This window comes from Micromonospora sp. NPDC048839 (assembly GCF_040649915.1).
Lineage (GTDB): Bacteria > Actinomycetota > Actinomycetes > Mycobacteriales > Micromonosporaceae > Micromonospora.
Map to the genome: position 1 here is coordinate 1 of NZ_JBEZGL010000017.1, position 12744 is coordinate 12744.

Here is a 12744-nt window from a genome sequence, read left to right on the forward strand (position 1 = left end):
AACAACTAAGGCCGCTAACCTGGATAAAGCCAGGTCAACGGCCTTTTGCGTTCGTTCTCAAGATCGTGTCCGGAGGGGGACTTGAACCCCCACGCCCTATACGGGCACTAGCACCTCAAGCTAGCGCGTCTGCCATTCCGCCACCCGGACCTACACGTTCAGCCTACCTTGCCGACCAGATGATCTTGCCACCCGATGGTCGGTACGGCGGGCCGCACGGGGAGTTACTGTACACGCCGCCCGTGGATCATGCACATCGCCTTCCGACGCCTTTCTCCCGGCACCTCCGCCGCTGCTCACAGGGCCGCGTACCCGCCGTCGACTCGCCGCCCGGGGCGTGTCCGGGTGGCGTCCGGTGGCCCTCTGCCGGCAGCATTGCCACGTGTCCCATCCCTCCCCCCTGGCAGCCGCCCAGCACCGGGCCCTCGCCGTGCGCGCCACAGGTGACCTCAAGGCCGCCCGGCAGCTGCTCGCGGAGGCCGTCGGATCCGCTCCCCCGCCGTACGGTGTGGATCATCCTGAGATGCTGCACACCGCCCACCTGCTGGCGCGACTGCACCGCGAGGCGGACGATCTGCTCGCCTCCCGCCGCGTGCTGGAGGAGGCGTTCGCGGCGGGCGAGCGGCGTTGGGAGCATTCCAACCCGGTGATGCTCGCGCTCGCCTTCGAACTGGCCGAGGTCGCGGAGGAACTGGGCAACCGGCACGAGGCTCGCCGCAACTACACCCGCGTCGCCGCCGCCGGGCCGGCCACCCTCGGGGAGCACCACCCGTCGGTACGCGCCGCCCGCGCCTACCTCAGCCCGTCCGCGCCGACGCCGACCGAGCAGCATGAGCCGGTCTCCGATCCGGCCCCGGTCGACGCGGCGGCGGAGTCCGGCCTCCGGTCGGCACTGTCCGGCCCGACCCTGTCCATGGCGACCCTGGCCGCGATGCGGCCCTCCGCCGATGGCCTGGCGCCCGCCAACTCGCCCTGGCCACCGCCGGCCGCACCCCAGACAACCCCTCCTGGGGTACGCGGCACCGCCGCACCCCAGTCACCCGGCGACGCCGCCGCACCGGGGGTGGCGCCCCGCCAACGCGCCGACGAGCAACCACCCGGGTCCGCCCGGCCGGCGGTCAGCCAGCCATCCCAGCCAGTGTCGGAGAGCCAGCCGCTCCGACCGGGGGCGGAGGGCCAGCCGATCCAGCCGAGCGCCCAGGGCCAACCACCCCGGCAAAGGACTGAGAGCCAGCCACCACCGTCTGGTCAGCGGCTCCCACCGCGACCGACGGCCGGGCCGACCGCTCCTCCTCGTCAGCGGACGGGCGACCAGGCGACCCACCCAGCGGTCGACGTGCCGCACCCGTCGTCGACCCCACCCGCCCCGGCGCCGGCCGGCCCCGCGCCGACGTCGGGGCCGCCGGCACCTCGGTGGGACAACCCCACGATCCAGGTACGACAGATCGAACCGCTCCTCGCAGAAGAGGCTGCCCGAGCCGCGGCCGGACCCGCCGGGGCGACCGGACCGGTCGTCGCGTCCGCCGTCGACGCGACATTGTCGGGCCGACCGTCCGCCGCAGCTGGGCAGCCAGGGCCGGCGCATCCGGTCAGCGGACCACCAGCCGCTGCACCACCGGTCACGACGCCGCCCGGCCACCCCCACCCGGTCTCCGGGCCACCGGCACACCCGTCCCCGACGTCCGCACCACCAGCCCACCCCTACCCGGTCTCCGCACCACCCGGACACGCCTACCGGGTCTCCGCACCACCCGGACACGCCGAGCCCGTCTCCGCGAGGTTCGATCAGACCGAGGTGATCCCGGCCGTCCAGCCGGACACCGACCCGACCAGGGGTGACACCATGTCGGCCCCGTCCCCCACCGTCCAGCCAGCGCCGACCGCCGCATGGTCGAGTGTCGTCGTGCCGTCGGCCGAACCGTCTCCGGCGGCGTGGTCGACGGACACAGGCGCCGAGGCGGCGGGGTCGCGGCCGACCGCACCGCGAGCGGCACCGCCGCACCACCACGACCAGTACCCGACGCACGACCAGTACCCGACGCACGACCAGTACCCGACGCACGACCAGTACCCGATTCACGATCGGTACCCGACGCACGACCAGTACGCACCCCGGGAGTACCAGCCGGCGCAGGTGCCGTACCCGGGTCAGCAGTACCACCCGGTGCACGAAGGGCACCGGCCCTCGTACGTCGACAAAGGCGGGTCGGCGGGGCGCAACCGGGCGACGCTGATCGGCGCGGCGGTGGCGGCCGGGGTGGCCGTCGTGGCGGTGGCCGGCCTGGGTGTGGTGGTGTTGACCCGCGACGATCCGCCGCCCCCGGGGACCTCGCCGACCGCTGCGGGACAGGCGTCCGTCGGGCCACCTCCCGGCAATCTGCAGCTCCGCGACGACGCGACCACCATCACGCTGACCTGGACGGACCCGTCCGGTGGTGCGGTGCCGTTCATGGTCGCCGCCGGTCGGGCCGGGCAGCCGCTGGGGGTGATGGCCACCGTGGACCCGGGTGGGACGAGCTACACGGTCAACGGGTTGAACTCGCGGCTGGATCACTGCTTCACGGTGTTGGCGGTCTATTCCACCGACAGCTTCGCGACCTCCGGACAGGTCTGTACGACGCGGGAGCGCACCACCCCGTCGAGCGGCAGGCCGTCGGCCCGACCGTCGCCGAGCTGAGGTGTGCCGAGCTGAACCGAGCTGAGCTGGGCGTCCACTGCGCACACGCTCGGTATCCACAGGGGTGACGGTGCGGGTTCCCCCGTCACCAGCAGCGCCATATGATGGCACCCGGCTCAGGGGAGGGGTGGCCGCGATGCGCGTCACCTGCCATGACTTACGGGAGGCAGCCGGCTGTGGCCAGCATCGAGGACGCCGTTCAGACCAACACCCCCCGCTCCCGGTCCCGGCTGCGCGGCGGGCTGGTAACCGTCGGCACGGTGGCCGCGCTGCTGGCGGCCATGGGTCTGACCGTTCTCGGGCTCGGCGCTGCCGACAACGCGGTGGCCAACTACGACGCGAGTTCGTGGTTGTGGAGCGCGGCGCGCAGCGAGTTGGCCCGGGTCAACGGGGTCACCGCCAAGGTGGACACCCGCACCGAGATCCCCAACGCCGTTCGGCACCCGATGCAGATCACCCAGACCGACCGGCTGCTGGTCCTGCGTGACCTGCACACCGGGCAGGTCAGCTCACTGGACCTGGCCACCCTGCAGCTCACCGCGACCACCCGGACCACCCCCGGCCTGGGTGTGAGTGTCGCTCTGCACGAAGATTCGGCGTTCGTCGTCGACGCCGTGCAGGGCATCGTGCGGCAGCTCGACCCGCGGTCGCTGGTCCCGGTCGGCGAGCCGGTGCACTATCCCCCGGGCATCACCGGCGGGACGTTCGACGGCGAGGGCCGGCTCTGGATCGCGGTGCCGAGCCAGGGCACCGTCTCAGCCATCACCGCCGCCACGTTGCCGTCCGCGCCGGCCTCGGCCGCGCCCGCCGGCGCCGGGCTCAGCCCCAAGCAGGTCGAGTCGTACGACGTCGCCGAGGCAAGCCACGAGCTGGTGGTGTCCACCCTGGACGAGGGGGTGGCGGTGCTCGACCGCACGGCCGGGAAGCTGGTGCGGGTGCAGCAGGGCAAGGTTCACCCGACGCCGTTGACGCTGTCCGGTGCGGCGGCGATGCCCACGCGCACCAGCGGGCAGCGGATTCCGGTCACCGTGCCCGCCGAGCGGCGGGTGCTGGTGGTGGGGGACGGTGGGGAGGAGCAGGCGTTCACGGTGCCGGGCGAGGGCGACCGGCTCAGCCCGGCGGTGGCCTGGGCGGACCGGTTCTACTGCGCTGACGAGGCCACGGGCACGATCTACGCCTTCGACGCGGGTGGTCAGCTGGTCGAGACCATCAAGGGGCGGGCGAACGGGCCGCTGGAGCTTGAGGTGCGGGAGAACCGCCTGTTCATCAACTCTCCCGACGCGGCGACCGCCCGGGTGGTGGACGACAAGCACCAGGTGCGCGAGGTCGACAAGTACGCCAACGACGTCCTCGGCGGTGACCCGCCACCGGTCGCCCCGCCGCCACCACCGCCGCCGCCGAAGAAGCCCCGGGTGAACAAGCCGAGCGCCCCGCGCAGTGTCACCGCCGCCGCCGGCAACGCGCAGGCGCGGGTGACCTGGCGGCCGGCCGCCGCGAACGGCGCCGAGATCATCAAGTACGTGGTGGAGGGTGGCGGCCAGCGCCTGGAGGTGGGTGCCAACCAACGCGCGGTGGAGGTCACGGGTCTGACCAACGGCGAGACGTACCGGTTCGCGGTGTACGCCGTCAACGCCAAGGGCGACGGTCCGCCGCGCACCAGCAACCCGGTGATCCCGACGGCCGCGGTGCCCGACCCGCCGGCGAGCGCGACCGCCCAGGAGCGGCCGGACGGCACGGTGCTGGTGACGTGGCCGGCGGCGAACGGCCAGGGCAACACCATCGCGCGGTACGCGGTGACGGCCAGTTCGGCGGGGACGAACGCGCCGGTCGGTGAGTCGACGAAGACCGAGCTGGTGGTGCCCGCCGGTGAGTTGGAGTTCGGCACCCAGTACGCGTTCACGGTTGTGGCGGTCAACGACAAGGGCGCCGGTTCGGCGGCGTCACCGGTCAGCAACACGGTGGTGCCCTTCACGACGCCCGGCGCGCCGCTCGACCTGCGGGCCGGCACGGTCGCCGACCAGCCGGGCGCGGTCACCGTGCAGTGGGCGCCCGCCGAGGCCAACGGCCGACCGGTGTCGAAATACCTGGTGGACGTGGGTGGGCGGGCCAGCGAGGTGACCGACACCCGCACGACAGTCACCGGGCTGGGCAACGGCCAGAACGTGGTGGTGAAGGTGAAGGCGGTCAACGAGGCGGGTCCCGGCCCGGAGGCCACCGCCACCGCGCGTACGGTCGCCGAGCCACGGGTCACGGTGACCGGCTCGTCGTCGACGGCCACCGCGGCGACCGTGACGTTCACGGTGGACGCGGGCGGCGGTCAGGCCACCTGCGCGCTGAGCACGCCGGGTGAGCCGACGAAGGCCGGGGCGTGTTCCAGCATCACGATGACCGGACTGACGCCGGGCACGGCGTACGCGTTCACGGTGACGGCCACCAACGCCGCCGGTAAGGGCACGGCCACGAAGGACCAGGCCACCCAACCGCAGTACGGGATCGCTACCTGCCGCAACGGCGCTTCCGGGCCGGAGTCGACCTACTGCAACGAGGACCGGACTGGCCGCAACGGCAACGAGGTCTTCAAGGTCGCCGAGCAGGACAACGACAAGCAGGTCGGCTGGGCGGAGCCCGGCACCCGGCTGAAGGCGTACTGCAAGAAGTCGGGTGAAGAGGTCTACGCGTACATCTACAACAACGACAAGCGCAGCACCTGGTGGGTGCAGGTCGAGTACGAGGGGAAGAACTACATTCCCTGGGCCTGGCTCAACCTGGAGGGCGGCGACAACATCAACGTCCTGCCCACCTGCTGAAGCACCAGGCAAGGAGCACCGCCGACCGTGAACACCCACGAGCCGCTCACCCAGCCGGAGGTGCAGGGCTTCGCCGCCCTGGCCGCCCGGCTGGCCGAGAACGTCAACGCGGTGGTGCTCGGCAAACCGCAGGTGGTTCGGTTGGCGCTGACCGCGCTCTTCGCGCAGGGTCACGTGCTCCTGGAGGACGTACCGGGGGTCGGTAAGACGACGCTGGCGCGGGCCATCGCCGCCACGGTGAAGGGTCAGTGGCGGCGCATCCAGTTCACGCCCGACCTGCTCCCGTCGGACGTGTCCGGGGTGACCATCTTCAACCAGGCGAGCCGGGACTTCGAGTTCCATCCGGGGCCGGTCTTCGCCAACATCGTCATCGCCGACGAGATCAACCGGGCGTCGCCGAAGACCCAGTCGGCGCTGCTGGAGGTGATGGAGGAACGCACCGTCACCGTGGACGGGGTCCGGCACCCGGTGCCGTCGCCGTTCCTGGTGGTGGCCACGCAGAACCCGGTGGAGATGGACGGCACCTACCGGCTGCCCGAGGCGCAGCTGGACCGTTTCCTGGTGAAGCTGTCCGTCGGCTACCCGGACGAGGCGGTCGAGGTGGAGGTGCTGCGCGGCGCGACGGTGCGCTCCCCCGAGGCGCTCGCCCCGGTCACCGACACCGCCACCGTCGGGGAGATGGTCCGGATGGCCCGTCGGGTGCACATCGCCGAGCCGCTCTACGCGTACGCGGTCCGGTTGGCCGCCGCGACCCGCACCCACCCACAGGTGCGGGTCGGGGTCAGTCCCCGGGGCGTGATCGCGTTGACCCGCGCGGCGTGCTCGTACGCGCTCATCGACGGGCGAGGTTGGATCATGCCGGAGGATCTGAAGGCGCTCGTCGAGTCGGTGTTCGCACATCGGTTGCTGCTGACGCCGGACGCCCAGGTGCGCGGGATGACCGCCGCCGAGGTGCTGCGTCAGGCCGTCGCCTCGGTGCCGGTGCCGCTGCCGTCGGGGCAGCCCGCTCCGGTGCAGGGCTGACCGGCACCAGCGCGATGGGGATCACCGCCCGTGGGATCGGGCTGCTCGTCGCCGCCGTGGTGCTGCTGGGAGTGGGTTTCCGGTTCGCGTACCCCGAGTTGACGTTGCTGGGCGCGGCGGCCGGCGCGGCCGTCGGCTACGCCGCGCTGGTCGCGGCCTGGCGGCCCCGGCTGACGGTGACCCGCCACGCCGATCCGGACCGGGTGGCCCGCGGCGAGCCGGCGAGCATGACGTTGACGGTGCGCAACGCGGGCCGGTTGCGGTCGGCGAACCTGCTGGCCGAGGACCGGTGCGGGGAGCGCAGCGTGCCGGTGCCGGTGTTGCGCCTGCGGCCCGGTCGGGACACCGAGGTCCGCTACGACGTGCCGACCCATCGGCGTGGGGTGGTGCCGGTGGGTCCGCTGCGGGTGACCCGGCGCGATCCGCTGGGGTTGGTGGCGTTGGCCCGCCCGTACGGCGCGGCGGTGCCGGTCTGGGTCTACCCCCGGGTGCACCCCCTGACGGCGGTGCCGCGCGGTGCGGGCCGCAGCCTCGACGGCCGGGTGGACGGGGTGCCGCACGGCTCGATCACGTTCGACTCGCTGCGGGAGTACGTGGTCGGCGACGAGCTGCGCCGGGTGCACTGGCGGACCAGCGCCCGGGTGGGTGAGCTGATGGTGCGGGAGAACGTGGACACCAGCCTGCCGCACCTGATCGTGCTGCTGGACAATCGCGCCGTCGCGCACCCCCAGCGGGTGGGTGGGGTGGCGGAGTCGTTCGAGTCGGCGTGCGAGGCGGCGGCGTCGATCGTCACCGCCGCACACCGTGCCGACCTGCCGGTGGTGTTGTTGTTCGCCGACGCGGAGCCGGCCGCGCCGGGTGGGACGCCGGACGTCGGGTCGGCGCTCGGTCCGCTGGACCGGCTCGCCGCCGCCGCGCTCTCGGATGCCGACGAGGCGGTCCGCGCGGCCGCCACCCGGCTGCGCCAGGACCGGCTCGGTGACACGTTGATCTTCCTGACCGGGCCGGGTGGGCGGGACGACCTGGGGCACGTCGGGGCGCTGCGTGGCGCGTACCCGTCGGTGGTGGTCGGGGTGTTCGGCGCCGCCGAGCCGACGCCGCCGGGCGCGGCCGGCCTGGTGGTGGTCGACGCGGCGGACGGCGCGCAGTTCGCCGCCGAGTGGGACGGGGTACGCCGGTGGTGACGCGTGCCGGGCGGGTGCTGCGGGCGGCGGTCGTACCGCTGGCGCTGATCGGGTTGATCGCGCTGGCCGGGGTGGTGTTGGGCCGGGTGTACGCGGGAAACCTGCTGATCGGGCTGGTCGTCGGTGCGGCGGCCGGTTCGGTGCTGGTCAGCGTGGCCGCCCGGCGGCTGCCGTCCTGGTTGGTGGCGCCGGTGTCGGTGGCCGCGATGGCCGGCTGGACACTGTGGTCGCTGCGGCTGGCCGCCAGCCGGGCAGAGCTTCCGGGTGGCCTGCTGGAGATCACCGGCGACGCCGCGCGCAACGGTATTCCGCGGCTGCTGACCGCGATGATCCCGGTGGAGCCCACCCCGGACACGGTGCTGGTGCCCGTGGTGGCGGCCTGGCTGGCCGGGCTGGCCGGTGCGGAGGTCGCGTTGCGCACCGGCCGGGTGCTGCTGGGCTACCTGCCGGCGGCGGGGCTCTACGCCGCCGCCCTCTACGTGGTGGGTCCGAATGCCGCCCCGGCGGTCGGGGTGACGGTGGCGTTCGTTGCGGTCGCGGCGGCTGGTCTGGCGGCCCCCACCGGTGCCGCATCGGCCGCCGCCGACCCGACCGCCGAGCTGCCTCCCCGGGTCCGCGCGGCGATGCGGCTGCGGCTGGCCACCAGCGCGGCACTCGGGGTGGCGCTGGTGGTCGGGCTGGTCGCGCTACTCGGACCGGTCGTCGCCGACCAGGTCGAGGGGCGGCCGGTGGACCCGCGCCGATACGTGGAGCCGCCGCAGGTGCAGACGCTCGACGAGAACCCGTTGATTCGGATCTCCGGCTGGGCGCTGCGCCCGGAGCAGAAGCTCCTCGACGTGAGCACGGAGCGGACCGGTGTCGCACCTCCCGCGTCCGGTGACACCCCACCGGGGGACGAGCCGGCCGGTCGCGGTGTGCGGATGCGGTTGGCGGTGCTCAGCGACTACGACGGGGTGACCTGGCGGGTCGGTGCGACGTACCGCAACGCCGGGCGGATCCTGCCGGCCCCCGCCCCGTCCCGCGACAGCACGGTGGAGACGGTCCGCCAGCAGGTCACCGTCGCGGAGCTGAGCGGTCGGCTGCTGCCCGCCGTGGCGACACCCCGGGAGGTCAGCGGCGCACGGGTGGCGTACGACCCGGCAAGCGGGACGCTGATCCGCCCGGAGGGGTTGACGCCGGGGCTGCGGTACGCGGTGACCTCCGCCGAGGAACAGCCGGACTCGAACCTGTTGGCCACTGCGAACGTGCCCGCCGGCGAGGAGGTGGCCCGGGTGCTGCGGGTGGCCGACGGGGTGCCCGACCCGATGCGCCGGCTGGCCACGCAGCTCGCCGAGGACAACGGCGCCCCGTTCGCGCGGGCTCTGGCGATCGAGCAGTTCCTGGCCGAGCACTACCGGGTGGTGGCGGACGCGCCGAGCGGGCACGCGTACCCGAATCTGGGTTTCTTTCTCTTCGGGCCCCGCGCCGGCGGCGGGCAGGAGGGCACCTCGGAGCAGTTCGCGGCGGCGTTCGCGGTGCTCGGCCGGCTGTCCGGGCTGCCGACCCGGGTGGTGGTGGGTTTCCGGGCCGGCGGGCAGGGGCCGGTGCTCGCCGGTGACGCGTTCGCCTGGCCGGAGGTGCTGTTCGACGGGCTGGGTTGGGTCCCGTTCGATCCGCTGCCCCGCCCGAACGAGGAGCCGAGGCCGGTGGAGGAGGACTTCCGCCCGACGCCGGAGGATCCGCCACCGTCGGAGGCGCCGGCGCCCACCGTCGAGCCGACCGCGTCACCGGAGCCGGTCACCGCTGGTGACGGGCCGCCCGGCCGGGACGGCGTGTCCACTCCACTGCTGGTCGCCGGCGGCAGCGGCGGTCTGCTGCTGCTGGTCGGGACGCTGCTGCTCACCCTGCTGGCGATGCGCCGTTCACTCACCCGCGCCCGGCTGGTCCGGGGTGACCCCGGTCAGCGCATCGCCGGTGCCTGGCGGGAGGTCACCGACGCGCTCCGGCTGGCCGGCCGCCCGGTCGGTGACGACCTGGCCGCCACCGAGGTGGCCGGTCACGCCCGGCTGGCCCTCGCCGCCGCCCGAGCGGAGACGACCGCCGGCAGCACGACCGCCGGCAGCACGACCGCCGACGGTACGACCGACGGACCGGCCGTCGACGATCTGGCGGCCCTGCTCAACCAGGTGGGCTTCGCCCCGGGTGCCGCGACACCCGACCAGGCCGCCCGCGCGGCCGAGGTGGCGATGGCCTACGTGCACACCCTGCGCTCCGCGCGCCCCTGGTGGCGTCGCCTCCTCTGGTCGGTGCACCCCACTCCCCTGCGCCGCGCCCGCCGGTCCCCGCGGTGATCACGGGGGGCGAAACACGGTGGCGATCTGGTCCCACAGCGATGACCATCAGAGGGTGGATCAGCACACGAGCGACATCGTCGACTACTACACGGTGCGCTACCGCGAGGACCAGCGCTTGTCCGCCCGGCCGCAGGCTCGACTGGAGTGGATCCGCACGAATGAGCTGCTGCGCGATCTCCTGCCCGGTCCGGGCGCCCGGGTGCTGGACATCGGTGGGGGCACCGGCGAGTACGCGCGAACGCTTGTGGACGCCGGCTACGAGGTCCGCCTGGTCGACCTGGTGCCGAGTCACGTGGCGCAGGCCCGCGCCGGACAGCCTCCGGTCGAGGCGGAGGTCGGCGACGCTCGTGCGCTACCCGATGCCGACGGGATGTACGACGCCGCGCTGCTCCTGGGTCCCCTCTACCACCTGGTGCGCCGCGCTGATCGACTACAGGCGCTGCGGGAGGCCGTCCGGGTCACGCGTCCCGGCGGTCACGTCGTGGCCGCTGTCATCTCACGCTTCGCCGGCCCGCTGGACTTCGCGGCCACCGGGCGACTGGACGGGAGCGTGCTCGACGAGGCCAGGGTGCTGCTCACCGACGGCGTCAACGACGCACGGGTCGGTTTCACCCATGCCTACTTCCATCGGTTCGAGGAACTGACCGACGAGTGTTCGGCAGCCGGGCTGACCGATGTCGTCGTACACGGGGTGGAAGGGCCGGCCTGGACCGCGGCGGAGGCGGCGGCGAACGGGCCGACGCAGGGCGCGGTCTTCGCCGCGGCGTTGGACCTCGCCCGGCTCTACAGCAGCGAACCGGCGCTGATCAGTTCGAGTGCCCATCTCCTGGCCGCCGGACGCGTCCCGCTGCCCTAACGGGTCAGGCGGCGGACGAGTTTGCGCATGCCGGCCTGCCAACCGTCCGGGTCCTCGGCGCGGCGACGGGCGTAGTCGGCGACCTCCGGGTGCGGCAGGATCAGGAACCGTTCCTCGGCCAGCCCGGCGACGGCCGCGTCCGCGACCTGGTCCGGGGTGAGCACCGCACCGGACGCGGCGACCACCCGGGCGCCGAGGTGCCCCTCGGCGAGCCCTTCGGTGAGCATCGGGGTGTCGACTCCCTGCGGGCAGAGCGCGCTGACCCGGATGCCCTGGTCCCGGTAGGTGATGGCGAGCCACTCCGCGAAGCCCACCGAGGCGTGCTTCGTCGCGGTGTACGCGGCGTCGCCCACCGCGGTCAGCACGCCCGCCGCCGAGCAGGTGTGCAGCAGGTGCCCGCCACCTCGGGCGAGCATGCCGGGCAGCACCGCGCGGGACGAGTAGACGTGGGCGAGCACGTTGACCCGCCACGCCCGGTCCCAGTCGGCGTCGTCGACCTCCACTCCCCCGCCGGTGGTCACTCCCGCGTTGGCGCAGAACAGGTCGATCCGGCCGTAGCGCTCCTCGGTGTCGGCGACCAGGTCGCGTACCTGCTCCTCGTCGGTGACGTCGAGGGCGATGGCGTGCGCGACCGGGCCGATCCCCTCGGCCACCGCGTCCGCCGCTTCGGGGTCCAGGTCGGCGACCACCACGGCGGCGGCCCCCTCCGCGGCGAAGCGGCGGGACAGTGCCGCCCCGATGCCGCCGGCCCCGCCGGTGACCACCACGATCCGGTCGGTGAGGTTCACGCGGACGCTCCTAGGGGGTCGGCGCCCAACTGGGCGATGAGGCTGAGCCACGCGGCCGCGCCGCCGGCGGCGAGCTCCGGGGTGGGCAGCAGCGCCATGATCGGTACGTCGACACCGGCGTCGGCGTAGCGGCGCACCTCGGCGCGGCACCGCTGCGGTGCGCCGTGCAGCACCAACGAGTCGACCACGTCGTCGGGCACCGCCGCGCTGGCGCCGCGTCGGTCACCGGCGGCCCAGGCCGCCCACATGGGCGCGAGCGCCTCGTCCCGGCCGAGCCAGCGGTGGAACTCCGCGTACGCGGGAACGGTGAGGTAGCTGGTGATGAGCCGGCGGCCCAACGCTCGGGCGTACGCGGCGTCCTCGGTGGGGCAGACGAAGATCCGGGCGGCGACCTCGAAGCCGGTACGCCGTTCGCCCAGCTCGGCGAGGGCACGTGGCACGTCGTCGGCGCTGAGCCAGTTGAGGATGACACCGTCGGCCTCGGCACCGGCCAGCCGGAGCATCCCCGGGCGCAGCGCGGCCAGCAGGATCGGTGGCGGCACGGCCGGCGGTTGTTCCAGCGTGAACCGGCGGATGGTGAACGTGTCGTAGGCCTGGTCGACGGTCTGGCCGCCGAGCGCGGCGCGTAGGAAGCGCAGCATGTCGCGGGTGCGGCGGAACGGCTCGTCGAACGGCACGGCGTTCCAGTCCCGCACGAGCACGGGTGAGGACGCGCCGATGCCGAGGGTGAACCGGCCCGGCGCGGCCTCGGCCAACGCCGCCGCGCTCATCGCCAACAGGCCGGGACCCCGGGTGAAGACCGGCGCGATCGCGGTGCCCAGCCGCAGCCCCGGCTGCCAGGCCGCGGCGAGCGCCAACGGGGTGAACGCGTCGGTCCCGGCGACCTCGGACGACCAGACGTCGGTGAACCCGGCCTGCTCGAGGGCCGCGTAGGCCGCGTCGTGGTGCGCCAGGGCGATCCCGCCCAACGGCACAGTCATGCCCCATCGATTCGTCACCGATCGATCGTGCCCGTTGACGGGGGTACGGGCAAGATCCCCGGGTTGGGCAGAATCGCCGGTTTCCGGCCGAGCATG

8 protein-coding genes and 1 tRNA gene are annotated in these 12744 nt (G+C 73.7%); 6 read left to right on the forward strand and 3 right to left on the reverse strand.

All coding sequences use genetic code 11. From position 1 onward, the window contains the following. Positions 1-66: 66 nt before the first annotated feature. Positions 67-150 (reverse strand) — tRNA-Leu (locus tag AB0C25_RS26950). 232 nt (positions 151-382) lie between these two features. On the opposite strand from AB0C25_RS26950, the gene AB0C25_RS26955 reads away from it, so the two are divergent. From AB0C25_RS26955 to AB0C25_RS26980, 6 genes are all read left to right on the forward strand, one after another. Beyond that, complete coding sequence (locus AB0C25_RS26955) at positions 383-2677, forward strand: hypothetical protein (RefSeq protein ID WP_357376983.1); 2295 nt, start codon at positions 383-385, stop codon at positions 2675-2677. A gap of 176 nt (positions 2678-2853) precedes the next feature. Then, positions 2854-5484 carry a fibronectin type III domain-containing protein gene (locus AB0C25_RS26960; RefSeq protein ID WP_357376984.1) on the forward strand — a complete coding sequence of 877 codons (2631 nt, stop codon included), beginning with the start codon at positions 2854-2856 and terminating at the stop codon, positions 5482-5484. A gap of 27 nt (positions 5485-5511) precedes the next feature. After that, on the forward strand, positions 5512-6507 hold the full coding sequence (locus AB0C25_RS26965; RefSeq protein ID WP_357376985.1) for a MoxR family ATPase: 996 nt from the start codon (positions 5512-5514) through the stop codon (positions 6505-6507). A 14-nt stretch (positions 6508-6521) separates the two neighbouring features. Beyond that, the gene (locus AB0C25_RS26970; protein WP_357376986.1) at positions 6522-7691 is read left to right on the forward strand and encodes a DUF58 domain-containing protein; all 1170 of its coding nucleotides are present in this window, start codon (positions 6522-6524) and stop codon (positions 7689-7691) included. Continuing rightward, a complete protein-coding gene (locus AB0C25_RS26975; protein ID WP_357376987.1) occupies positions 7685-10021 on the forward strand; it encodes a transglutaminaseTgpA domain-containing protein in 2337 nt (778 codons plus the stop codon). The genes AB0C25_RS26970 and AB0C25_RS26975 overlap by 7 nt, the downstream gene beginning before the upstream one ends. Positions 10022-10076: 55 nt before the next feature. Next, on the forward strand, positions 10077-10880 hold the full coding sequence (locus AB0C25_RS26980) for a class I SAM-dependent methyltransferase (protein WP_357376988.1): 804 nt from the start codon (positions 10077-10079) through the stop codon (positions 10878-10880). On the opposite strand, the gene AB0C25_RS26985 is transcribed toward AB0C25_RS26980, so the two are convergent. Both AB0C25_RS26985 and AB0C25_RS26990 read right to left on the reverse strand, forming a co-directional pair. Further along, positions 10877-11668 (reverse strand): SDR family oxidoreductase, encoded by a 792-nt coding sequence (locus AB0C25_RS26985; RefSeq protein ID WP_357376989.1) that lies wholly within the window; start codon positions 11666-11668, stop codon positions 10877-10879. The genes AB0C25_RS26980 and AB0C25_RS26985 overlap by 4 nt on opposite strands. Next, positions 11665-12648 carry an LLM class F420-dependent oxidoreductase gene (locus AB0C25_RS26990; protein WP_357377087.1) on the reverse strand — a complete coding sequence of 328 codons (984 nt, stop codon included), beginning with the start codon at positions 12646-12648 and terminating at the stop codon, positions 11665-11667. The genes AB0C25_RS26985 and AB0C25_RS26990 overlap by 4 nt, the downstream gene beginning before the upstream one ends. Between the last annotated feature and the right edge of the window lie 96 nt (positions 12649-12744).